Origin of the sequence: Micromonospora sp. M61, from assembly GCF_018070245.1 — a bacterium.
GTDB lineage: Bacteria > Actinomycetota > Actinomycetes > Mycobacteriales > Micromonosporaceae > Micromonospora > Micromonospora zamorensis.
Genome location: NZ_JAGPYA010000002.1, coordinates 97378 through 121206, shown reverse-complemented (window position 1 = coordinate 121206; position 23829 = coordinate 97378). Strand labels below are relative to the sequence as shown.

19 protein-coding genes are annotated in these 23829 nt (G+C 71.2%); 12 read left to right on the top strand and 7 right to left on the bottom strand.

Going from position 1 to position 23829, the window contains the following annotated elements:
* Nucleotides 1-53: 53 nt before the first annotated feature.
* Both KBX34_RS01740 and ilvD read right to left on the bottom strand, forming a co-directional pair.
* The gene (locus KBX34_RS01740; RefSeq protein ID WP_099851090.1) at nucleotides 54-896 is read right to left on the bottom strand and encodes a hypothetical protein; all 843 of its coding nucleotides are present in this window, start codon (nucleotides 894-896) and stop codon (nucleotides 54-56) included.
* 121 nt (nucleotides 897-1017) lie between these two features.
* The gene (gene ilvD / locus KBX34_RS01735) at nucleotides 1018-2865 is read right to left on the bottom strand and encodes a dihydroxy-acid dehydratase (protein ID WP_210922862.1); all 1848 of its coding nucleotides are present in this window, start codon (nucleotides 2863-2865) and stop codon (nucleotides 1018-1020) included.
* A 128-nt stretch (nucleotides 2866-2993) separates the two neighbouring features.
* On the opposite strand from ilvD, the gene KBX34_RS01730 reads away from it, so the two are divergent.
* The 5 genes from KBX34_RS01730 (at nucleotide 2994) to serA (ending at nucleotide 11069) form a co-directional block, all read left to right on the top strand.
* Entirely contained in the window at nucleotides 2994-5348 is a 2355-nt protein-coding gene (locus KBX34_RS01730) for an EAL domain-containing protein (RefSeq protein ID WP_247671349.1), read from the top strand.
* 187 nt (nucleotides 5349-5535) lie between these two features.
* Nucleotides 5536-7419: an acetolactate synthase large subunit gene (locus tag KBX34_RS01725; protein ID WP_141908174.1), complete on the top strand. Its 1884-nt coding sequence runs from the start codon at nucleotides 5536-5538 to the stop codon at nucleotides 7417-7419.
* Nucleotides 7419-7934, top strand: a complete 516-nt coding sequence (gene ilvN, locus KBX34_RS01720) for an acetolactate synthase small subunit (RefSeq protein WP_088946549.1) — start codon at nucleotides 7419-7421, stop codon at nucleotides 7932-7934. Before KBX34_RS01725 ends, ilvN begins: the two co-directional genes overlap by 1 nt.
* 93 nt (nucleotides 7935-8027) lie before the next feature.
* On the top strand, nucleotides 8028-9041 hold the full coding sequence (gene ilvC, locus KBX34_RS01715; protein ID WP_088946550.1) for a ketol-acid reductoisomerase: 1014 nt from the start codon (nucleotides 8028-8030) through the stop codon (nucleotides 9039-9041).
* Nucleotides 9042-9470: 429 nt separating this feature from the next.
* Complete coding sequence (serA, locus tag KBX34_RS01710; protein ID WP_088946551.1) at nucleotides 9471-11069, top strand: phosphoglycerate dehydrogenase; 1599 nt, start codon at nucleotides 9471-9473, stop codon at nucleotides 11067-11069.
* Nucleotides 11070-11145: 76 nt separating this feature from the next.
* Here the strand turns inward: serA and KBX34_RS01705 are convergent, their stop codons facing one another.
* Together KBX34_RS01705 and KBX34_RS01700 are read right to left on the bottom strand one after the other, a co-directional pair.
* The gene (locus KBX34_RS01705) at nucleotides 11146-11502 is read right to left on the bottom strand and encodes a hypothetical protein (RefSeq protein WP_210922858.1); all 357 of its coding nucleotides are present in this window, start codon (nucleotides 11500-11502) and stop codon (nucleotides 11146-11148) included.
* A 385-nt stretch (nucleotides 11503-11887) separates the two neighbouring features.
* Nucleotides 11888-12730 carry an FAD:protein FMN transferase gene (locus KBX34_RS01700; RefSeq protein ID WP_210922856.1) on the bottom strand — a complete coding sequence of 281 codons (843 nt, stop codon included), beginning with the start codon at nucleotides 12728-12730 and terminating at the stop codon, nucleotides 11888-11890.
* 231 nt (nucleotides 12731-12961) lie between these two features.
* Here KBX34_RS01700 and KBX34_RS01695 point away from each other — a divergent pair, with 231 nt between their 5' ends.
* Nucleotides 12962-13993, top strand: a complete 1032-nt coding sequence (locus KBX34_RS01695; RefSeq protein WP_088946554.1) for a 3-isopropylmalate dehydrogenase — start codon at nucleotides 12962-12964, stop codon at nucleotides 13991-13993.
* A 163-nt stretch (nucleotides 13994-14156) separates the two neighbouring features.
* Nucleotides 14157-15254: a branched-chain amino acid aminotransferase gene (locus KBX34_RS01690; protein ID WP_088946555.1), complete on the top strand. Its 1098-nt coding sequence runs from the start codon at nucleotides 14157-14159 to the stop codon at nucleotides 15252-15254.
* Between the two features lie 79 nt (nucleotides 15255-15333).
* Here the strand turns inward: KBX34_RS01690 and KBX34_RS01685 are convergent, their stop codons facing one another.
* Both KBX34_RS01685 and KBX34_RS01680 read right to left on the bottom strand, forming a co-directional pair.
* Entirely contained in the window at nucleotides 15334-16089 is a 756-nt protein-coding gene (locus tag KBX34_RS01685) for a tyrosine-protein phosphatase (RefSeq protein ID WP_307871303.1), read from the bottom strand.
* Between the two features lie 56 nt (nucleotides 16090-16145).
* Nucleotides 16146-16604 (bottom strand): PRC-barrel domain containing protein, encoded by a 459-nt coding sequence (locus KBX34_RS01680; RefSeq protein WP_210922852.1) that lies wholly within the window; start codon nucleotides 16602-16604, stop codon nucleotides 16146-16148.
* 367 nt (nucleotides 16605-16971) lie between these two features.
* On the opposite strand from KBX34_RS01680, the gene cimA reads away from it, so the two are divergent.
* On the top strand, nucleotides 16972-18555 hold the full coding sequence (gene cimA / locus KBX34_RS01675; protein ID WP_210922850.1) for a citramalate synthase: 1584 nt from the start codon (nucleotides 16972-16974) through the stop codon (nucleotides 18553-18555).
* 120 nt (nucleotides 18556-18675) lie between these two features.
* Here the strand turns inward: cimA and KBX34_RS01670 are convergent, their stop codons facing one another.
* Nucleotides 18676-19683, bottom strand: coding sequence for an endonuclease/exonuclease/phosphatase family protein (locus KBX34_RS01670; protein ID WP_210922849.1), 1008 nt, complete (start codon nucleotides 19681-19683; stop codon nucleotides 18676-18678).
* 339 nt (nucleotides 19684-20022) lie between these two features.
* On the opposite strand from KBX34_RS01670, the gene KBX34_RS01665 reads away from it, so the two are divergent.
* The 4 genes from KBX34_RS01665 (at nucleotide 20023) to KBX34_RS01650 (ending at nucleotide 23815) form a co-directional block, all read left to right on the top strand.
* The gene (locus KBX34_RS01665; protein WP_088946561.1) at nucleotides 20023-20532 is read left to right on the top strand and encodes a hypothetical protein; all 510 of its coding nucleotides are present in this window, start codon (nucleotides 20023-20025) and stop codon (nucleotides 20530-20532) included.
* 267 nt (nucleotides 20533-20799) lie between these two features.
* Entirely contained in the window at nucleotides 20800-21843 is a 1044-nt protein-coding gene (locus KBX34_RS01660) for a MoxR family ATPase (RefSeq protein WP_088946562.1), read from the top strand.
* Entirely contained in the window at nucleotides 21840-22859 is a 1020-nt protein-coding gene (locus tag KBX34_RS01655) for a DUF58 domain-containing protein (protein WP_210922847.1), read from the top strand. The genes KBX34_RS01660 and KBX34_RS01655 overlap by 4 nt, the downstream gene beginning before the upstream one ends.
* Nucleotides 22856-23815 (top strand): VWA domain-containing protein, encoded by a 960-nt coding sequence (locus KBX34_RS01650; protein WP_210922845.1) that lies wholly within the window; start codon nucleotides 22856-22858, stop codon nucleotides 23813-23815. Before KBX34_RS01655 ends, KBX34_RS01650 begins: the two co-directional genes overlap by 4 nt.
* Nucleotides 23816-23829 lie beyond the last annotated feature (14 nt).

Below are 23829 nucleotides of genomic sequence, written 5' to 3'. Positions count from 1 at the left end.
GCACTGCCCGGCGGGCGCGTCTCCGCGCCCGCCGGGCAGTCTTCCGGTCCTGATCAGTTGCTGGCGGTCAAGCCCTGCAGGCCCTTGAGCATCTCAGCGAAGTCGAGGGTCTCCGCCGTCGGCGGCGTCTCGACCGTCACCGCCTTGCCGTAGTCGGTGTAGTCCATCACCAGGTCACCCAACGGGCCCATCTTCAGGGCTGCCCGGCGGGGCCGGTACTGCTCGTCAACCCACAGATCGGTGGTGATCTCCTTGACGCCCATTTTGGTCATCTGCTGCTCGACGCCTGCCCGCAGCTTCGCGTCGACCTGCTCAAGGTGGGTCGCCAGGGGGGTGTTGACCGTGTAGTGGACGGTGGCCGTCCCGTCCACCGTCTCCTGCCCGACCACCTTTGTGCCCTCGGTGGCGATCAGCGTCTTGACCTGCTTGGTCGGGTCGATGTCCTCGAACTGCTTGCCGAAGTTCATCCCGGCCTGCTTGCCAGCTTCGCTCAGGTCCATCTTCATCCAGCGCTTGCCGTCCATGCTGGAGCGGTCCTCGGCCGGAATCTCGACGTAGATGACCGCACCGACCATCCGGACGACCGTCGAGTCGCCCTTCGGGTCCGTCGTCGTCATCTCGGCCTTGACCGGGTCGCCGAGGTCCAGGACGCCGCGCATCTCGACCTTCTCGCCGCCCGCCGTGCCCGTCATCGACACGGTCACCGAATCGCTCTTGTTGGTGGCCTCGGCCGTCTTCTGCAGCGACCCCTTGAGGTCACTGGCCAGCAGCTCCAGAACGCTGGGCTGCTTGGGCTCATTGGACCCGCCGGACGTCGTGCCACACGCGGAGACAGCGAGCGCGGTGAGCGCCGAGACCGCCACCGCAACGGACTTCTTGCCAAACGACACGTACACGCCTCTTCCCCGCAGGAATCCGGGCTCTCCCCGAATTGATCGACGACACGCTAACCGACGCGTCCGACATCCGCGGACCGTGTTTCGCCGACGACTTCAGCGATGTCGGGCTATCCGGTGGTTACTCCGGGACGCGGCGGTAGGCGCCGTCGCTGGCCGAGGTGGCCATCGAGGCGTACGCGCGCAGCGCCGCCGACACCGGGCGCTGCCGGTCGGTCGGGGTGTACGGCTTGTCGCGCTTCTCCTCGGCCACCCGTCGCGCCTCCAGCTCCTCGGGGGACACGTTCAGCTCGATCGACCGGTTCGGGATGTCGATGACGACCTCGTCGCCGTCGCGGACCAGGGCGATCAGCCCACCGGAGGCCGCCTCGGGGGAGACGTGCCCGATGGAGAGCCCGGAGGTGCCGCCGGAGAAGCGGCCGTCGGTGAGCAGCGCGCAGGACCGGCCCAGCCCACGTCCCTTGAGGAACGAGGTGGGGTAGAGCATCTCCTGCATGCCGGGGCCGCCCTTGGGTCCCTCGTACCGGATCACCACGACGTCACCCGCGACCACCTGCTTGGCTAGGATCGCGGTCACCGCGTCGTCCTGCGACTCGTAGACCTTCGCCGGGCCGCGGAAGGTCAGGCAGTCGTCCGGCACGCCGGCGGTCTTCACCACGCTGCCCTCCGGTGCCAGGTTGCCGTGCAGGATGGCCAGCCCACCGTCGGCGGAGTAGGCGTGCTCGCGGTCCCGGATGCAGCCACCGGCCGCGTCGGTGTCCAGCGACGACCACCGGTTGGTGGTGGAGAACGGCTCGACGGTACGCACGCCGCCGGGAGCCGCGTGGAACAGCTCGACGGCCGTCGGTGTCGGCGAGCCGCCGCGCACGTCCCAGTCGGTCAGCCACTGCGCCAGCGAGGGGGAGTGCACGGCCCACACGTCCCGGTTGAGCTGCCCGGCCCGGTCCAGTTCACCGAGGATCGCGGGGATGCCGCCGGCCCGGTGCACGTCCTCCATGTGGTAGTTCGGGGAGTTCGGCGCGACCTTGGCCAGGCACGGCACCCGCCGGGAGATCGCGTCGATGTCGGCGACGCCGAAGTCCATCTCCGCCTCCCGGGCGGCGGCGAGCAGGTGCAGCACCGTGTTGGTGGACCCGCCCATCGCCACGTCCAGGGCGACCGCGTTCTCGAAGGCGGCCTTGGAAGCGACAGTGCGGGGCAGCACCGAGTCGTCGTCGCCCTCGTACCACCGCTTGGAGATCTCCACGACGGTGCGGCCGGCCTCGACGAAGAGTGACCGGCGCGCGGCGTGGGTGGCCAGCGTCGAGCCGTTGCCCGGCAGAGCCAGCCCGATCGCCTCGGTGAGGCAGTTCATCGAGTTGGCGGTGAACATGCCGGAGCACGAGCCGCAGGTCGGGCAGGCGGAGCGCTCGATCTCGCCGAGCTGCTCGTCGGTGACCGCCTCGTTCGAGGAGGCGATCATCGCGTCGATCAGATCGATCTTGCTGTGCACGACGCCCTCGATCGCCATCGTCTTGCCGGCCTCCATCGGGCCGCCGGAGACGAAGACGGTCGGGATGTTGAGCCGCAGCGCGGCCAGCAGCATGCCCGGGGTGATCTTGTCGCAGTTGGAGATGCAGACCAGGGCGTCCGCGCAGTGCGCGTTGACCATGTATTCCACCGCGTCGGCGATCAGCTCCCGGCTGGGCAGCGAGTAGAGCATGCCGCCGTGCCCCATGGCGATGCCGTCGTCGACCGCGATGGTGTTGAACTCCCGGCCCACCCCACCGGCCTCGGCGATCGCGTCGGCGACCAGGCCACCCATGTCCTTGAGATGGACGTGACCAGGCACGAACTGGGTGAAACTGTTGGCGATGGCGACGATCGGCTTACCGAAATCGTCGTCGGTCATCCCGGTGGCCCGCCAGAGGGCCCGGGCGCCGGCCATCGTCCGACCGTGTGTGGAAGTCCTCGACCGCAGCTCAGGCATGCATACCAGCATGACACCGTCGCCACGGGGACCGGCCCCGGTGGGCGCCGTGTCCCAACAGATGCACACCCACCCCCCACGACTCGCGCGCATCCGGCACTCTTGGGAGCGTGCATCTCCCCCCGGGCATGGTCGCTGTGGCGGCGCTCAGCGGGCTCGCCGCCGCCGTGGCCGCCGTGCTGCTGACCGTCGTCGCCTGGCGGCGTACCGGGCCGCGCCGGCCCGCACACGTGCTGCTCGCCGCGGCCGCCGGGGTCGCGCTGCTCAGTCTGCTGGCCGGGGTCGTGGCCGCGCTCAGCGCGAACGACCACTGGGCCCACGAGCAGGGGCAGCGTACGGGCTGGGCGACAGTGGTGGCGATCGGCGCGGCAGTGAGCGGGCTGGCCTTCGCCGCCGGTCTTCTCCGGCTGCCCGGGGTTGCCGCCACCGCGTCGGGAACGGCCCGGCTCGCCCTGGACGGGTTGGTCATGGCCGCCGCGCTGTGGTTCGTCGGCTGGGTGCTCTTCTCCGAGCCCACCCGGCTGCTCGGCGCTGCCACCCCGATGGCCTGCCCGGCGATCCTGGTGGCCACGGTGAGCGCCGCCCTCGGCGCCGGGCTCGCCGTGATCGTGGTCTTCCGGGCCGCGACCCCCCGTCGACGGCTCGCCGCGCTGGGTTCCGGCATCACCGCGGTGACCTGCGGTGGTCTCGGCCTGAGCGCCGGGCTCTGCCAGGCCGGGCCGACGATGGCGCTGACCGGTGCTGCGGTGCTCGCCGCCGGCCTGCTGACCGTCGCGCTCTCGGTGTACCGGGCGGACCGGCCCGGGCAGGTCGATCTGGACCTGATCGGCCGCGACGGCGAGTACGCCATCGCCCCGATGTTGGCGATGGCCGCGTCGGCGATGTACCACCTCGCCCAGGACGGCCGGTTCACGGCGGCGGGCATCGTGGCCGGCAGCGTGGAGGGCTTCGCCCTGGTGGCACGGCAATACCTCACCCTCCGCGACGTCCGGGGGTACGCGGACCGCCTGGCCGAGCGGGAGGCGCACTTCCGCGAGCTGGCGCACACCGACCCGTTGACGTCGTTGGCCAACCGGCGGGGTCTGCTCCGCGCACTGCACGACACCGCCGCGACGGGCAACCCCCGCGTCCTGCTCGGCCTCGACCTGGACGGCTTCAAGAACGTCAACGACATGCGCGGTCACGACGTGGGCGACGCCGTGCTGGCCGAGGTGGGCCGGCGACTGCGCGCCAACCTGCGCCCCGGCGACGTGGCCGCCCGGTTGGGCGGCGACGAGTTCGCCGTCCTCATGCAGGGCCGGCCGGCCGAGGCGGACCGGGTCGCCGAACGGTTGCTCGGGGTGGTCAACCGGCCGTACGACGAGCCGGAGGGGCCGGTCTTCCTGTCGGTCAGCATCGGGGTGGCCGGGTCGGCCGGCGAGGGAGACGTGGAGCTGCTGCTGCGCCACGCCGACCTGGCGCTGCGCTACGCCAAGCAGCGCGGCAAGAACCGGATCGAGCGCTACGACGCGGCGTACGACCAGCTGTTGCGTCGGCGGACCGCGGTGGAGCACGAGCTGCGTGGCGCCATCGACCGCGACGAGCTGCGGTTGGCTTTCCAGCCGGTGGCGTCGCTGCCGTCGGTGCGGCCGGTCGGCGCCGAGGCGCTGCTCCGCTGGCACCACCCCGAGCTGGGCAACGTCCGTCCAGACGAGTTCATCCCGCTCGCCGAGGAGTGCGGGATGATCGCTCCGCTCGGCGCCTGGGTGCTGCACCAGGCCTGCTACCAGCTCTCCCGGTGGCTGGCCGACGGGCACGACGTGTGGGTGTCGGTCAACGTCTCCCCGCGTGAGCTGCACGCCCCGGAGTACGTGGTGCAGGTCGCCGAGGCGCTGCGCGCCCACCACGTGCCGCCGCAGCGGCTGGTGCTGGAGGTCACCGAGCACGCCGTCGCCACCGACCTGGACGAGCTGATCCGGCGGCTGACCGCGCTGCGGTTGACCGGTGTCCGGATCGCGCTGGACGACTTCGGGGCCGGCTACTCGTCGCTGGGGCAGTTGCGGCGGCTCCCGATCGACATCCTGAAGATCGACCACAGCCTGGTCGCCGAGCACGAGCCGGTCCGCCCGGTCGACCAGGACGGTCCGGCGTTCGCGCCGATGGTCGACATCGTCATGCGACTGGGCCACCAGCTGGGGCTGGAGGTGATCGCCGAGGGGGTGACGACGCCGACCGAGCTGGCCGCCGTGGTGGCCGCCGGATGCCGGTTCGGCCAGGGCGCGCTCTTCGGCTGGGGAGTGCCGGCCGAGCACCTGGAGGCGATGCTGGAGGCGGCGACCTCGCCCGGTGCGCGGCCTGCTCCGCTGCCCACGCCACGTCGGCATCCGGGCGGGTCAGGGCAGCTCAACCCGCCTGCCGACAGCGCGTCGCCAACCGACGCGCCGACGCCCGTTAACCAACATGTGGGATCAGTTGACTCATCGCGTGAGATGCGTCAGGCTTAGCCGCATGTCGTCGTACCGGTCGCTGCGAGTACTTACCTGAGCGCACTCTCCCTCCTGAGAGTGCGCTGGCCCCGTGCATCTGCACGAGGGCCGTTTTTATTGCCATCGGAACCTGGCGACGCGAGCCCCGCCCGCGTCGCATCGCTTGACTAGCCACCAGCCACTCCAGCCGAAGGCCAGAACCGTCATGACGAGACCCACGCCCGAGACCCTCGCCCACACCGCCCGCCGGGCCCGCGCCTCCGCCGACCCCGCCGTCGACGTCGACCCGGCCGCCGCACGCAGCGCGGCCACCCCGGCCGTCCCGGCGGTACGACCCACCGCCTCGGCTCAGGTCTCCGGGGCCGGCTCGCTCGTGCGGTCCCTCGAGGCGCTCGACGTCGACGTCGTCTTCGGCATTCCGGGCGGCGCGATCCTGCCGGCGTACGACCCGCTCTACGACTCCACCGTCCGGCACATCCTGGTGCGGCATGAGCAGGGCGCCGGACACGCGGCGACCGGGTACGCGCAGGCCACCGGCAAGGTCGGCGTCTGCATGGCCACCTCCGGCCCGGGCGCGACGAACCTGGTCACCCCGATCGCCGACGCGTACATGGACTCGGTGGCGATCGTCGCGATCACCGGACAGGTGGCCAGCCCGTTGATCGGCACCGACGGCTTCCAGGAGGCCGACATCCAGGGCATCACCCTGCCGATCACCAAGCACAACTTCCTCGTGCAGAACGCCGAGGAGATCCCGCGGGTGCTGGCCGAGGCGTTCCACCTGGCCAGCACCGGGCGACCCGGCCCGGTGCTGGTCGACATCCCCAAGGACGTGCTCCAGGCGCCGACCACCTTCAGTTGGCCGCCGACCCTGGACCTGCCCGGCTACCGCCCCACCCTGCACCCGCACGGCAAGCAGATCCGGGAGGCGGCGCGGCTGATGGCCGGCGCCCGCCGGCCGGTGCTCTACGTGGGCGGCGGCGTGCTCAAGGCCGGTGCCACCGACGGGCTGCGCCGGCTGGCCGAGCTGACCGGCATCCCGGTCGTCACCACACTGATGGCGCTCGGCGCGTTCCCCGACTCGCATCAGCAGCACCTGGGGATGCCCGGCATGCACGGCACTGTCGCCGCGGTCTACGGCCTGCAGAAGGCGGATCTGATCGTTGCGCTGGGTGCCCGGTTCGACGACCGGGTCACCGGCAAGCTGGACTCGTTCGCCCCGGACGCGACGGTGGTGCACGCGGACATCGACCCCGCCGAGATCGGCAAGAACCGGCACGTGGACGTGCCGATCGTCGGCGACGCCAAGCACGTCATCGACGAGCTGATCGCCGCGGTGACCGTCGAGCGGTCGGCGGGTCACAGCACCGACCTGGGTGACTGGTGGACCCAACTGGACGACCTGCGCAACCGCTACCCGCTGGGCTACGACGAGCCGTCCGACGGCACGCTCTCCCCGCAGTACGTGATCAAGCGCTTGGGCGAGATCGTCGGCTCCGACGCGATCTTCGTGGCCGGGGTGGGCCAGCACCAGATGTGGGCGTCCCAGTTCATCTCCTACGAGAAGCCGTACACCTGGTTGAACTCCGGCGGTCTCGGCACGATGGGCTACGCGGTGCCGGCGGCGATGGGCGCCAAGGTCGGCAAGCCGGACACGGTGGTCTGGGCGGTGGACGGTGACGGCTGTTTCCAGATGACCAACCAGGAGTTGGCCACCTGCGCGTTGGAGGGCATCCCGGTCAAGATCGCCGTGATCAACAACGGCAACCTCGGCATGGTCCGGCAGTGGCAGACGCTGTTCTACAACGAGCGCTACTCCAACACCGAGCTCGGCACCCACAAGCACCGCATCCCCGACTTCGTCAAGCTCGCCGAGGCACTGGGCTGCGTCGGTCTGCGCTGCGAGAACGCGGCCGACGTGGACAAGACCATCGCCGCCGCCATGGAGATCAACGACGCCCCGGTGGTGATCGACTTCGTGGTCGGCAAGGACGCGATGGTCTGGCCGATGGTCGCCGCCGGCACCAGCAACGACGAGATCATGTTCGCCCGCGGCGTCCGCCCGACCTTCGACGAGGATGACATTTAATGACGATGCACACCCTTTCCGTGCTCGTGGAGAACAAGCCGGGCGTGCTCGCCCGGGTCTCCGGCCTGTTCTCCCGGCGCGGGTTCAACATCGACAGTCTCGCCGTGGGTGAGACCGAGAACCCGGACGTCTCCCGGATCACCATCGTGGTCAACGCGGAGTCGTCCCCGCTGGAGCAGGTCACCAAGCAGCTGAACAAGCTGGTCAACGTGCTGAAGATCGTCGAGCTGGATCCCCAGGTCTCGGTTGCCCGCGAGTTGCTGCTGGTGAAGGTCCGCGCCGACAGGTCCGCGAGGTCCCAGGTGCTGGAGACCGTCAACCTGTTCCGCGCCCGGGTCGTCGACGTCGCACCGGACACGCTGACCATCGAGGCCACCGGCACCCCGGACAAGCTCGACGCCCTGCTGCGCGATCTCGAAGCCTTCGGCATCAAGGAGATGGTCCAGTCCGGCCTGGTGGCGATCGGGCGCGGCTCGCGTTCGATCACCGCCGGTCCCGCGCTGCGGGCCGCCTGACCGCCACCCGGTCGGCCCTGGCGGGCTGCCCCGGAACCCATCAACACAGACCACGACGGGCCGCCCCGGCCGTCGTACGAAAGGGAAGTTCTCATGAGCGTTGAGGTGTTCTACGACGACGATGCCGACCTCGGCCTGATCCAGGCCAGGAAGGTCGCGGTGATCGGCTACGGCAGCCAGGGTCACGCCCACGCGCTGTCGCTGCGTGACTCGGGCGTCGACGTGGTGATCGGTCTGCCGGAAGGCTCGAAGAGCCGTCCCAAGGCCGAGGAGCAGGGCTTCCGGGTCCTCACGCCGGCGCAGGCCTCCGCCGAGGCCGACGTGATCATGGTGCTCGCACCGGACACCGCCCAGCGTTCCATCTACTCGGAGTCGATCGCCCCGAACCTCGCCCCGGGCAAGGCCATCTTCTTCGGCCACGGCTTCAACATCCGGTACGGCCTGATCACGCCCCCGGCTGAGGTGGACGTGGCGATGGTCGCCCCGAAGGGCCCCGGCCACCTGGTGCGCCGCCAGTACGCCGACGGCAAGGGGGTGCCCTGCCTCGTCGCCGTCGAGCAGGACGCCAGCGGCAACGCGTTCGCCCTCGCCCTCGCGTACGCCAAGGGCATCGGTGGCACCCGCGCCGGCGCGATCAAGACCACCTTCACCGAGGAGACCGAGACCGACCTCTTCGGCGAGCAGGCGGTGCTCTGCGGCGGTGCCTCCGCACTGGTGCAGACCGGCTTCGAGGTGCTCACCGAGGCGGGTTACGCCCCGGAGGTCGCCTACTTCGAGTGCCTGCACGAGCTGAAGCTGATCGTCGACCTCATGTACGAGGGCGGCATCGCGAAGATGCGCTACAGCATCTCCGACACCGCCGAGTACGGCGACCTCTCCCGCGGCTCGCGCATCATCGACTCCCGGGTCAAGGACGAGATGCGCAAGATCCTGGGCGAGATCCAGTCCGGCGAGTTCGCCCGCGAGTGGGTCGCCGAGGACGAGGCCGGCCGGCCCAACTTCACCAAGTGGCAGGCCGAGGGTGCGGCGCACCCGATCGAGGAGACCGGCAAGAAGCTGCGCGGCATGATGAGCTGGGTCGACCGCCCGATCACCGAGACCGCCTGACGCATCCTGCGACACCGACGGCCCCGGCCGGCGCTCTCCCCAGCGTCGCCCGGGGCCGTCAAACCATGTGCCGCCCCGCCCCTCAACGCGCTAGATGCCCTCCGTGATCCGGGCAACATCAGGGATATTGCGCCCTCAGGCTGCTTCGAGGCAGCAGTTTCCCCGATGTTGCGCGAGGCATGGCACCGATGGGCGGGCGCGGCGGCGGGCGGGACCGTTTCGGCCCGGTGAACGGTCGATGTCCGTCGCACGACCGGGCGTGTGAGGGCCCTCACCCCGAAGACCGGAACATGCTGGGCAGCAAGGCACCTACGATCGCGGGTAGGTGCAGCAGCCGGCACCTGACGGCCACGGCACGGATCAGCGCAGGGTGCAGTGCCGCGCCCCGCCCGCCCGGGCCGATCGCAAACACGACCTCTACGAGGACCGATGAATCCTGTCGTACTGATCGCCGAAGAACTCGCCCCCGCCGCCATCGAGGTGCTCGCCCACGACTTCGACGTCCGTCACGTCGACGGCACCGACCGTCCGGCCCTGCTCGCGGCGCTCTCCGAGGCCGACGCCGTGATCGTGCGCAGCGCGACCCAGATCGACGCCGAGGCGGTCGCCGCCGCGCCGCGACTCAAGGTGGTCGCCCGGGCGGGCGTCGGGCTGGACAACGTCGAGGTGCCGGCCGCCACCGCCCGGGGCGTCATGGTCGTCAACGCGCCCACCTCCAACATCGTCTCCGCCGCCGAGCAGGCCGTCGCACTGCTGCTGGCCGTCGCGCGTAACACCGCGAGCGCCAGCTCCGCGCTCAAGGCGGGGGAGTGGAAGCGGTCGAAGTACACAGGCGTCGAGGTGCAGGGCAAGACCGTCGGCGTGGTGGGGCTCGGTCGCATCGGGGTGCTCTTCGCGCAGCGCATCGCCGCGTTCGGCACCCGGCTGATCGCGTACGACCCGTACATTCAGCCGGCCCGCGCGGCGCAGCTCGGCGTACGTCTGGTCGGTCTGGAGGAGCTGCTGCGGGAGAGCGACTTCATCTCCATCCACCTGCCCAAGACGCCGGAGACGGTGGGGCTGATCGGTGAGAAGGAGTTGGCGATCGTCAAGCCCGGCGTTCGCATCGTCAACGCCGCCCGTGGTGGGCTGGTCGACGAGCAGGCGCTCGCGAACGCGATCGCCGAGGGGCGGGTCGCCGGCGCCGGTGTCGACGTGTACAGCAAGGAGCCGTGCACCTCGTCGCCGCTGTTCGCCTTCGACAACGTGGTGGCCACCCCGCACCTGGGTGCCTCCACCCACGAGGCGCAGGACAAGGCGGGTCTCGCCGTGGCCAAGAGCGTCAAGCTGGCGTTGCAGGGTGAGTTCGTCCCGGACGCGGTGAACGTGCAGGCCGGCGGCGTGGTCGCCGAGGACGTCCGGCCGCTGCTGCCGCTGGCGGAGAAGCTGGGTCGGGCATTCACCGCTGTCGCCGGTGGGGTTGCCGCCAGCGTCACGGTCGAGGTGCGTGGCGAGATCGTCAGCCACGACGTGTCGGTGCTCAAGCTCGCCGCCACCAAGGGCCTGTTCAGCTCGGTGGTCGAGGAGCAGGTCACCTACGTCAACGCCCCGCACCTGGCGGCCGAGCGTGGCGTCGAGGTCACCCTGGCGACCCTGGCCGAGACGGCCGAGCAGCCCACGTTGGTGACTGTGCGTGGCGCGCTGCCGGATGGTCGTACGGTCAGCGTCTCCGGCACCGTCACCCACTCCGGTGCCCGGGACGTCCTCAAGCTGACCGAGGTGGACGGCTTCGACGTGGAGATCGGCGCGGAGGGCATCCTGCTCTTCCTGCGCTACGCCGACCGGCCCGGCGTCGTCGGCACCGTCGGCACCCTGCTCGGCGAGTCCGGCATCAACATCGCCGCCATGCAGGTGGCTCGGCGCGAGGCGGGCGGTGAGACGCTGATGACGCTCACCGTCGACCAGGCGCTCGGCGCGGACCTGCTGACCTCGGCCGCCGACTCGATCGGTGCCACGTCGGCCAGCGCCGCGGACCTGCGCGACGAGTAAGTAGACGACAAACACCGTGGGGGGCCTGGCGATTCGCCGGGCCCCTCGTCATTTCCCGTCCGAGCCGCCGGCCAGGTCAGCCGGGCAGTCGGGCCGGGGGCGGGTAGACCGAGCCGTCCTGCGGGTCGAAGAGCATCAGCCCGTGCTCGCCGGCCAGCCGTTCGATGTCCAGCAGCACCTGGTCCGCGCAGGTCGGGTGCAGGTTCAACTCGACGTGATCGTGTGCGGCGTGCAGTGGCGCCACCGCCCACGGGCTGTTCGGGCCGGGGTGGCGGTCCGGATAGGAGGCAGTGATGGCGCGGTAGAAGCTGACCACCCTCGGGTCGGGGTAACGGTCCACGTGTCGCCCCTGTCGGCAACCGTCGACCGCTGTCCGTACGTCCTCGGGCGTCGCCCTGTCCTCCAGGGCCCACACGCTCAGATCGAAACTCACGGCGGACAGCGTGCCATCCGTCGTTCACCATGTCGAAACTGCCTCGCCGCCGGGTCAACTACCGGATACCGCAGTCTCCGGTCACGACGGTCCGCTGTGGAGACTCTTGCGTCGAGTTGCGTCGATTCGCTAGCGTACGTCTGCGGTCACTGGCCGAGTTCGAGGCGCCGGCCCGTCTTCGGGTGGCGCGGTCGACGTCCGGCCCGACCGGTCCGCACCCCTCGATTGTGCGAGCCACGCGCACTCGTCGCTGACCGGCCCCCACTGTCGTTGCCGAGACCGTGGGGGCCGATCGCATTGGCCCGTCCGGCCGCCTGTCAGCGGCCGAGGTGCGAATCGGGCCCGAGCGCCGCGGGGAGACGGGCTCGCTGCGACCGCGTTCTTCTCAGCGTCGGTGTGCGAACAGCGCCCGATAGTCGGAGTTGCCACGGAACCACGACAGGCCGGTGGGGCCGGCCGCGTAGAGCGCTGTGGCGTAGGCGTCGGCGATGGTGAGGTCGGGGCCCACGACGGTGGCGGCGACGAGCTGGTCGGCCGGCTCACCGGTGTGCGGGTCCACCACGTGCCCCTGCCGCCCGGTCACCCCGGACGTGCCGACCGCTCCGGCGGTCATCTCCAACACCAGCGGGGCGCGCTCGGGTGCGGTGGGGTGGTGCACCGCGACCCGCCAGGGCCCACCGTGCGGCGCGTGGCCGCGAACGACGAGGTCGGCACCGGTGAGGACGGCGTAGTCGTGGATGCCGGCGGCGCGAAGCCGCTCGGCGGCGCGTTCGACAGCCCAGCCGCCTAGCAGGCCACCCGGGTCGAAGCCGCCGGGCACCGCCCAGGCGTCGAACCACCCGTCGGTGGCGGCGCGCATGGCCGTGCAGCGGTCCACCAGGTCGGCGAGTGGCGGGTACGAGTCGGGGCTGATCTCGCCCCTGCGCAGGCGGGAGACGAGGCTCTCCGGCCGGTTGGGACCGTAGGTGAGGTCGATGGCGCGCAGCTCCGCCACGCTGTCCCGCAGTGCCTCGCCGACGCCGCGGCGGCCGAGCCACGCGGGGGCGTTGAGCAGGAGGGTGTATTCGGCGGTCGCGGTGCGAACGGTGTGCTGCACCGCGATCCGGCCATCGGTGGCGGAGGTTGGGTCGATGCGGTGTCGACGGCTGCCGAGTCGGAGGTCCGGCCGGCGGTTGCGGAATGTGGCCGGGTCCGGCCAGCGGGTCCGCGGCTGCTCGTCGATGCGCATCGCATCTACCCCCTCGCGCTTGGCGTCGCGTCGTCGCGACGCCGATGGTCGGCAGGCCCCCGTGACCCGCTGATCACCACGGTATGCAGCGGACATGACCGCCCCATGAGTCTCAGCTGAGAGGGTGCTGTGCATCCGCGCGTCCCGAATAATGGAAGGCGCGTACCGGGAGGCGGGACACCCACGTACCGTTGCCCCGGAGGAGAACCCGTTGAGCAGAGGAGTGCGGTCGTGGCGCGGATCGCGGTGGTTGCCGGGGACGGTATCGGGCCCGAGGTGGTCGCGCAGGCCCGCAAGGTGCTCGACGCGGTGCTGCCCGGCGTGCAGGCCACCGAGTACGACCTCGGCGCCGCCCGCTGGCACCGTACCGGAGAGGTGCTGCCCGACTCCGTGCTGACCGAGCTGGCCGGGCACGACGCGATCCTGCTCGGCGCGGTCGGTGACCCGACGGTTCCGCCGGGTGTGCTCGAGCGAGGGCTGCTGCTCAAGCTCCGGTTCGCCTTCGACCAGTACGTCAACCTGCGCCCGTCCCGGCTCTGGCCCGGGGTCGCCGGCCCGCTCGGCAACGTCAAGCCGGGCGAGGTCGACCTGGTGGTGGTGCGCGAGGGCACCGAGGGTCTCTACGCCGGGGCCGGTGGTTCGCTGCACCGGGACACCCCCGCCGAGGTCGCCACCGAGGAGAGCCTGAACACCCGGCACGGCGTCGAGCGGGTCATCCGCGACGCTTTCGCCCGCGCCGGCCGCCGCGAGCGGCGCAAGGTCACCCTGGTGCACAAGACCAACGTGCTCACCCACGCCGGATCGCTCTGGTCGCGCACCTTCGACGTGGTCGCCGCCGAGCACCCGGACATCGCCACCGAATACCAGCACGTCGACGCGGCGGCCATGTTCCTGGTCACCCAGCCCCAGCGCTACGACGTCGTGGTCACCGACAACCTCTTCGGCGACATCCTCACCGACATCGCCGCCGCCGTCACCGGCGGGATCGGGTTGGCCGCCAGTGGCTGCATCAACCCCGAGGGGGCGTACCCCTCGATGTTCGAGCCGGTACACGGCTCGGCGCCGGACATCGCCGGGCAGGGCATCGCCGACCCGGTCGCCGCGGTGCTCTCCGCCGCGTTGCTGCTGGAGCAGCTCGGGCACGCCGAGGCCGCGGCCCGGGTCAACGCGTCGGTCGCCGTCGAGCTGGCCAGCCGCACTCCGGGCGTGACGCTGCGTACCGAAGAGGTAGGCGACCGGCTCGCCGCCCACGCCGTAGCCTGACCGACCCGACCCCACCAGCGACCGGCCCGGCCTCGGCCCGGCCGGGTCGCTCTGTCTCGCCCGAGCGGCGCTACCCGCTGAACGACCGTTCGGGGTAAGTTTCTGGCACAGCCAAGTCGGTGTGCGATTCCGCATGCCGTTGTCCCGCAGGGAGGTCAGCGCGATGAGCGGTGGTGACAAGCTCGACTTCGAGATCCGTCCGAATCCCGCACCGGTATCGGCCGCCGACCGGGCCGCCCTGCTGGCCAACCCCGGGTTCGGCCGCGTCTTCACCGACCACATGGTCACGGTCCGTTACGCCGACGGCAAGGGCTGGTACGACGCCCGGGTCGAGGCGCGGGCCCCGATCCCGATGGACCCGGCCAGTGCGGTGCTGCACTACGCGCAGGAGATCTTCGAGGGGTTGAAGGCATACCGGACGGCCGACGGTGGCGTGACGATGTTCCGACCGGACGCCAACGCCGCACGCTTCGCCACGTCGGCGCAGCGGATGGCGATGCCGGTGCTGCCGCCCGAGGTGTTCGTCGACTCGCTGCACAAGCTCATCGAGATCGACCGGGAGTGGATCCCCACCGACGAGCACGGCAGCCTCTACCTGCGGCCGTTCATGTTCGCCAGCGAGGTCTTCCTCGGCGTCCGCCCGGCCAACGAGTACCTCTACATGGTGATCGCCTCACCGGTCGGCGCGTACTTCACCGGTGGCGTCAAGCCGGTCACCGTCTGGGTCTCCCCGGACTACACCCGGGCCGCGCCCGGCGGCACCGGCGCGGCCAAGTGCGGCGGCAACTACGCCGCGTCGCTGGCGGCCCAGGCCGAGGCCATCGAGGCCGGCTGCGACCAGGTCGTCTTCCTGGACGCGGTGGAGCGCCGGTTCGTCGACGAGCTGGGAGGCATGAACGTCTTCTTCGTCTACGACGACGGCACGGTGGTCACCCCACCGTTGACCGGCACGATCCTGCCGGGCATCACCCGCGATGCCATTCTCGCGCTGGCCGGGGCGGCCGGGCACCAGGTCGAGGAGCGGCCGGTCAGCTTCGCCGACTGGCAGGCCGACGCCGCCAGCGGACGCCTGAAGGAGGTGTTCGCCTGCGGCACCGCCGCGGTGGTCACCCCGATCGGTGGGGTCCGCTTCCCGGACGGCGAGTTCCTGATCGGTGGCGGCGAGCCCGGCCGGGTCACCATGGCCCTGCGTCAGCAGCTGGTCGAGATCCAGCGTGGCGAGGCCGCCGACCCGCACGGCTGGGTGCAGCGGGTCTTCTGACATCCGTCGCTGCGCCGGCCCGTCCAGAGGGACGGGCCGGCGCAGTCGGACCGGTGCAGGCGTCCGGAACCTCGGCGGTCTACGCCTCGGTGGGCTCGGCGAGCAGGTGGGCGCGGAGTGCGGCGAGCTGCTCGTCGGTCACACCGGCGTGCCGCAGGTACGCCTCGACCGAACCGTGCCCCTCGCGCAGCTCGTCCAGGAAGATCTGCATCGCCTCGGCGGGTGAGGCCAGGAACGGCGCCGGCAGGTCCCCGCCGTCCGGGTTGATGGAGGCCAGCCACGCGCTGTACCGGGCCGACGCCTCGCTGCTGAGCGCGTAGTCCGCGGTGATGTCCGCGTCGTCGACGCCGAGCACGGCGAGGGTCAGCGCGCAGACGATGCCGGTGCGGTCCTTGCCGGCGACGCAGTGCACCACCACCGGGGCGTTGGCGGAGTCGGCGATCAGACCGACGGCCTCGGCCAGCCCGGCGGTGCCGGTCTGGGCCAGGGCGGCGTACCGGTCCGCGAGGTACCGGGCCAGGCTCGCGCCCTCCTCGTGCGGCACGCCCGCCCAGTCGTCGTGCTCCGGGTGGATGTGCCGGTAGGTCAGCCCCTGGTATGCCGGCACCCGGCCGTCCCGCTCCACCTCGGTGGGGCGGCGCAGGTCGATGACCGTGCGGATGCCGATCGCGACGAACGCGTCCCGGTCCTGTTCGGTGAGGCGGTGCAGCGAGTCGGAGCGGTAGAGCCGACCACGGCGTACGGGTCGGCCACCGTGCCCGAGGTAGCCGCCGGCGTCGCGGAAGTTGAAGGTGGCGGGGAGCGGGATCTGTCGGCTGTCGTCGATGGCGTCCACGCCCTCACGGTAACGGCCGGTGGGTCCGTGCCCCACCGGCCGTCGGGGCCGAACCGTCAGCGTGCCGTGCCGGGTGGAAGCGCACCGTACGTCTCGTCGTAGTAGCCGCCCAGCTGGTCCCGGTAGCGCGGGTCGCTGTGGCTGGTCTCGTCGTACTCCGGGGCGGCCTTGATCTGGTCGCGGGTCCGGTCGACGGAGACGGTGCGCTGGTCGTGGTCGACCTGGTTGACGGTGCCGGCCGGCAGCATCACCTTCTTACCGAAGATCCAGGGGCCGGTGTCCACGACCAGGTAGCTGCCGCCCACCTCGTGGCTGGCGCTGTCGATCTTGCCGATTCCACCGTCGGTGGCCTCGACCTTGTAGCCGACCAGGTCGGCGTCGGCCACCCCGGCCTGGTCCCGGTAGCGCCAGGGGTCGAAAGTGCCGGCCGGCGCGCCGCCGGGCACCGTGCCCTGGTCGCCACCGCGGAGCGGGTCCGGCCCGGCGTGGGTGGCGTGGGGATCGATCCTGTCCATGCCGTTCACTCCTGACTGTCGCCGATCGTCTCGGCGTAGGTGGGTGCGTCCCCGCAGGAGCTACCCGTCCGCCGGGGGCCGGAAACGGCGGGAGGCCGAGGCCGCAGTGCGGCGGGAGGCCCAGCCGCGCCGTGCGGCGGCAGCTTGTCGGCGCGTACGTGCTCGGGCCCGGCGCTGGGGGCCACCCAGAGTGACCGTCCCGCTATATGGATTGTTTCTCCCAAAACCACGGGCGGAGTGGCAGAGTGGCCATCGTGACCAGCACCGCCCTGATTATTGCGACCTAGCGCGCCGGCCCCCCTCCGCCGAGCGCGCAGACCTCCCGCATCCGCGGGAGGTCTTTTTGTTGCTCCGAGAAAGGATCCTGATGACGTTCCAGGTCTTCGACACGACGTTGCGCGACGGCGCCCAACGCGAAGGGCTCACCTACTCGGTGGTCGACAAGCTGGCCGTGGCCCGGCTGCTCGACGAGTTCGGGGTCGGCTTCATCGAGGGCGGTTGGCCGGGCGCGGTGCCCAAGGACACCGAGTTCTTCCGCCGGGCGCGCACCGAACTGGACCTGCGGCACGCCGTCCTGGTCGCGTTCGGCGCCACCCGCAAGGCCGGTGTGGCGGTCGCCGACGACCCACAGGTGCGTGCCCTGCTGGACGCGCAGACGCCGGCGGTGGCGCTGGTCGCCAAGGCCGACAGCCGGCACGTCGAGCGCGCGTTGCGCACCACCGGCGCGGAGAACCTGGCGATGATCCACGACACCGTCAGTCACCTCGTCCGCGAGGGCCGACGGGTCTTCGTCGACGGTGAGCACTTCTTCGACGGCTACCGGCACGATCCCGCCTACGGCGCGGCGGTGGTGCAGACCGCGCTGGCCGCCGGCGCCGAGCGGATGGTGCTCTGCGACACCAACGGCGGCATGCTGCCGTCCCAGGTGACCGCCGTGATCGCTGACCTGACCGACAGGCTGGGGGTCGACGCCGCGCTGCTCGGCATGCACGCCCAGAACGACACCTCCTGCGCGGTGGCCAACACGATCGCCGCCGTGGAGGCGGGTGTCCGCCACGTCCAGGGCACCGCCAACGGGTACGGCGAACGCCCCGGCAACGCCGACATCTTCGCGGTCGTCGCCAACCTCCAGCTCAAGCTGGGCATGCCCGTCCTACCGGAGGGCTGCCTGGCACAGATGGTGCGGGTCTCGCACGCCATCGCCGAGATCGCCAACATCGCCCCCGACACCCATCAGGCGTACGCCGGGGCGGCCGCCTTCGCTCACAAGGCGGGGCTCCACGCGAGTGCGATCAAGGTCGACCCGTTGCTCTACAACCACGTGGACCCGTCGGTGGTGGGCAACGACATGCGGATCCTGATCACCGAGATGGCCGGCCGGGCCAGCGTCGAGCTCAAGAGCCGTGAGCTCGGCCTGGACCTGGCCGGCAGTCCGGAGGCGCTGACCCGGGTCACCAATCGGGTCAAGGAGCTGGAGGCAGGTGGCTGGTCCTTCGAGGCCGCGGACGCTTCCTTCGAGTTGCTGGTCCGCTCCGAGTTGCCGGAGGGCAGCCCGGCCCGACCGTTCACTCTGGAGTCGTACCGCGTGCTGGTCGAGCACCGCGAGGACGGCGCGGTGGTCTCCGAGGCGACCGTCAAGATCCGGGTACGCGGCGAGCGGGTGATCGCCACCGCCGAGGGCAACGGCCCGGTCAACGCGCTCGACGAGGCGCTGCGGGTGGGGCTGGCCCGGCACTACCCGCAGCTGCGTGACTTCGAGCTGGCCGACTACAAGGTGCGCATCCTGGAGGGCAGCCACGGCACCGGCGCGGTGACCCGGGTGCTGCTGGAGACCGCCAACGGCACTGGCCGGGACTGGACCACTGTCGGTGTGCACCCCAACGTTGTCGAAGCGAGCTGGCACGCCCTGGTCGACGCCCTCACCTACGGCCTGGCCCCCACCACGGTCTAACCCCACCCACCTGGTCGATCATGGAGTTGTGGCGCTTCGCAAGACGGGTTTCCGTTCTCAAAATGCCCACCACAACTCCATGATCGACCGCAGCGGGGTGGGCGTGACGACCGCGGGGGGTTACCGGGTTGGGAGGGTGACGGTGGCTAGGACGGGGCGGTGGTCGCTGCCGGGTAGGGCGAGCACCTTCACCGACCGGACCGCGATGCGCCGGTCGACGAGCACGTGGTCGATGGTGACCGGTGGGATGAGGTCCCCGTCGTACGGGCCCCAGGTGCCGGTCAGGCCCTTTCCGGTGGCGTCGGCGGCGTCGACGTAACCGGTGCTCAGCAGGGCCCGCAGAGGGCTGTGGTCGAGGGTGGCGTTGAAGTCGCCGGCGAGGATCTGCAGGCCGCCGTCCGGGGTGGCCGGTGGTTGACCCTTCAGGTCGGCACGCCAGGCGCCCACCTGGTCGACCGCGTACGGCGCCGAGGGGTGGGCCGACTCCACGCGGACCGGGGGCGCGTCGGGGATGGTTATCGTGCCGTGCGCCTGGGTGAAGCCCCAGCCGCCGAGGTTGCGCCGCAGGCCGACGTCGGTGAGCGGCCACCGCGAGTAGAGCCCGGAGCCGGGTGTGCCGATCTCCGGGTTGAGCTGCCGGTGCGGCAGCAGCCCGTCGAGGCCGAACCGATCCAGGGCCGCCTGTGCGTCCGGGGTGAACTCCTGCACGGTGAGCACGTCCACCTCGTAGCGCCGCACCAGCTCGACCAGGGTCCGCGCGTCGCCGGCGCCGGCGAGCAGGTTGGCGGTGAGCAGCCGGACGGTCGGCCCGGCCACCGTCGGCTGTGCGGAGGCCAACGCCCGGGGTGCCACGGCACCGAGCAGCGCCACCGCCGCCACCGCCGCGAGGGTCGCCGGCCACCAGCGCCGCAGGGCGAGGGCGAGGGCCAGGGTCAGCACGCTGAAGCCCGCGACGTACGGCGTGAAGGCGAGCGCCTGCACCAGCGGCCCCCGGTCCAGGCCGATCAGTCGGAGGGCGGCCCAGAGGGCTGTCGGGGCGACCACTAGCCAGCAGATCGCTGTGCGGAGCCGAGCGCTTCGGTGCCACCCCGGCGTGGGAATGGGCGTTGACGGAGCGTCGACGATCATGGCGCTGATCCTAGTTCAGAAGACCGAAGCAATTTCGTGAATGGTGACGCGCTCATCTTTCACAATTATCTGACGGCTGATTGACAGCTCGACAAAGTGAGATCAACTATTGACTCCCGGCTTTTTCCGGTGCTACGTTCCATCTGGCCTAAACGACGCAACTCTGAGTAGTAATCCCAGCTCAGACGGGTTAGAGGTCGTTGAGAAATCAACCTCACTGAGTGCAGGAGAAACAACTTGCCCCAGCCCTGCCGTCGTCGTGTCGCCTATTTAAGGGCAGTCATCCGTCCCGCCCCGCGGGTCGGCCGAATTCGCACGGTCACACAAGGGGGACCTGTCATGAGCACATCTTTCCGACGTAAGGCGGCAGCGGTCACGTTCGCCGTCCTGGCGCTCAGCCTGGCTGGTGGGGGGATCGCTATCGCCCAGCCGTCGGCGAAGGCGCCGCAGGAGGCTGTCCAGCCGGCGGCCCGCGGCACGAACTCCCAGCCGCCGGTCACCGCCGAGTCGGCCCGGATGGCGAAGGCCGCGCTGAAGTCGGGTGCGGCCACCACGCTGGTCGCCAGCACCACCGTGGTCGTCGTCAACTCCAACGGCACCAAGGCACGCGGCGTCGGCACCGTCATCAAGTACGGCGTCGGCCAGTACGAGGTCCAGTTCGGTTACACAGTCACGTCGGGCGTCTTCGTGGCCACCGTCGGCCGGGCTGACGCCTGCTGCATCCCGCCGGCCGGCGAGATCTCGGTCGCGCCCCGGCTCAGCACGCCCAACGGGGTCTTCGTGCAGACCCGCAACTCGGCCGGCACCCCGACCGACCTGGGCTTCCACCTGGTCGTCCACCTCCCCTGATCGACCGACGTCCGGCCCCCGCGCCTCGTGCGCGGGGGCCGCACCATGTCCGCTGCGGGGCCCACCGGTCCCAGCCCGACTCCGGCTCTGATCCACTCGGTTTCCTGCCAGGTCCGGTTTCCGTGGTCCCGAGTCGATCGGCCGTCGCCGAGTGCCTCGTGCCGTTCTTCACCCGTTCGCGCGGCTCATCCCCGTTCGGGTCACCCAGGGCCGGTCCGGCCCGCACAATCCGACGTTTGCCGGGCACGTGCCCGGGAAGCAAGCACCGTGACGGACATCTCGGACACCCTGGCCAGCATGCCCAGCTCGGTCGATCCCGAGCCGACGGGCGCCGAGCTGGAACAGACCCTCTTCGAGGTCAAACGCGTGATCGTCGGGCAGGATCGCCTCGTCGAACGCCTGCTCACCGCACTGGTCGCCAACGGGCACTGTCTCCTGGAGGGGGTGCCCGGCGTCGCCAAGACACTGGCCGCCCAGACCCTCGCCACAGTGGTCGGTGGCAGCTTCTCGCGGATCCAGTTCACTCCGGACCTGGTCCCCTCCGACATCGTCGGCACCCGGATCTACCGGGCCTCCAAGGAGACCTTCGACATCGAGCTCGGCCCGATCATGGCCAACCTGGTGCTGGCCGACGAGATCAACCGTGCCCCGGCGAAGGTCCAGTCGGCGCTGCTGGAGGCGATGGCCGAACGGCAGGTCTCGATCGGCGGGCGGAGCTGGCCGGTCCCGGAGCCCTTCCTGGTGCTGGCGACCCAGAACCCGATCGAGTCGGAGGGGGTCTACCAGCTCCCGGAGGCGCAGCGCGACCGGTTCCTGATGAAGGTGGTGGTCGACTACCCCAGCGACGCCGACGAACTGGCCATTCTCTACCGGATGAGCACCGACCGGCCGAGCCCACGGCGGGTGCTCGACGCCCAACGGCTGCGGGACCTCCAGCTCCACGCCGAGAGGGTCTTCGTCCACCACGCGCTGGCCGAGTACGTGGTGCGGTTGATCCTCGCCACCCGGGACCCGGGCCGGTTCGGGCTGCCCGAGATCGCACCACTGCTGGCGTACGGTGCCAGCCCGCGGGCCACCCTGGGCCTGGTCGCGGCCGCCCGGGCGCAGGCCCTGCTGCGGGGACGGGAGTACGTGCTGCCCGAGGACGTCCGCGAACTCGCCGTCGACGTCCTCGCCCACCGGCTGGTGCTCTCCTTCGACGCGGTGGCCGACGGGGTGTCGGCCGAGAGTGTGGTGCGCCGACTGGTCGAGGCGGTGCCACCGCCTCGGCTGGCCAGCCCACAGCAGACGCCGGATCTGGCGGCGGCATGAGACGCGTGCAGGTGGCACCAGCCGCCGCGCCGGCCGACCCCGGCCTGGCCGAGCTGGCCCCCGACCAGCGGTTGCGCCGCCTGGAGCTGACCGTCACGCGCCGACTGAACGGCCTGCTGCACGGCCAGTACCGCGGCCTGCTGCCCGGACCGGGCAGTGAACCAGCCGGCAGCCGTGAGTACCGGCCGGGCGAGGACGAGGTGCGCCGGATGGACTGGGCGGTGACGGCCCGTACCGCCGTACCGCACGTCCGGCAGGTCGACGCCGACCGTGAGCTGACCACCTGGCTGTTGGTCGACGGCAGCGCCAGCATGGAGTTCGGCACCGCCGAGCTGGACAAGCGGGAGTTGGCGGTGGCCGCCGTCGCGGCGGTCGGGTTCCTGACCGCGGGCGTCGGCAACCGCCTCGGCGCCCAGGTGCTGGGCGCGGACGGGGTACGCCGCTTCCCCGCCCGCGCCGGACGTACCCATCTGCTTGCTCTGCTCCGCGCGCTGCTCGCCGCCCCTCGTGCCACCGCGCCCGGGTCGGAGGCCGGGGGACAACCCCGCCCGCCGGATCTGGCCGACGGGCTCGACGCGCTGCACCGGATCGCCAACCGGCGGGGACTGGTCGTGGTGGTGTCCGACTTCCTCGACGGGCTGCCCGACGACCCCGACAGGCAGGCGCCCTGGGAACGGACGCTGCGCCGGCTGACCGCCCGGCACCAGGTGCTGGCGATCGAGGTGACCGACCCGCGTGAGCTGGAGTTGCCGGACGTCGGCCTGATCACGCTGATGGACCCGGAGACCGGGCGTTGCCGTGAGGTGTGCACATCGGACCGTCGGTTGCGGGAGCGGTACGCCGAGGCCGCCGCCGCCCAACGCGATCAGGTCCGCCAGGCCTTGCGCCGCAGCGGGGTCACCCACCTGCCGTTGCGCACCGACGGGGACTGGAGCGCGGACATCGTCCGGCACGTCCACGCCCAACGTCGACTGGCCGCCGCGCCGGCCGGCCACCGACGGGGAGGTGTCGCGTGATCTGGCAGTCGCCACTGCGACTCTGGCTGCTGCTCGGCGTGCTCGCCCTGGTGGTCGCGTATCTGGTGGTGCAGCGCCGACGCAGCCGCTACGCGGTCCGCTTCACCAACCTGCGGTTGCTGGACCGGGTTGCCCCCGAGCGGCCCGCCTGGCGCCGGCACGTGCCGGCCGGGCTCTTCCTGGCCATGCTGGCGCTGCTCGTGGTCGGGTTCGCCCGACCCAGCGCCGAGGTCCGGGTGCCCCGGGAACGCGCCACGGTGATGGTGGCGGTGGACGTGTCCACGTCGATGCTCGCCACCGACGTGGAACCGGACCGGTTGACCGCCGCGAAGCAGGCGGCCCGGAGCTTCGTCGAGGGCCTGCCCGACGAGTTCAACGTGGGGCTCGTCGCCTTCGCGGGCAGCGCCGCCGTGCTGGTGCCGCCCGGCACCGATCGGGGTGCCCTCGACGAGGGGATCGACCGGCTCGCCGAAGGAATCACCGGGGTGCAGGGCACCGCGATCGGCGAGGCCATCAACACCTCGCTCGGCGCGGTCAAGAGCCTGGACAGCGAGGCCGCGAAGGAGACGCCGCCGGCCCGGATCATCCTGCTCTCCGACGGCGCCAACACCTCCGGGATGGACCCGATGGAAGCGGCGGCGGAAGCGGTGACGGCCGAGGTGCCGGTGCACGCCATCTCGTTCGGCACACCGTCCGGGTTCGTGGACCGTGGCGGACGGCCCATCCAGGTGCCTGTCGACGGGCAGACGCTCAAGGCGGTCGCCGAGGAGACCGGCGGCATGTTCCACGAGGCCAGCACCACCGACGAGCTGCGAGCCGTCTACGACGACATCGGCAGCTCGGTCGGATACCGCACCGAGCGGCAGGACGTCTCGGCCCGGTTCATCGGCCTCGGACTGGTGTTCGCGATGGGTGCCGCCGCCGGCTCGATGCGCTGGTTCTCCCGGCTGCCCTGATCGCCGCGCACGAC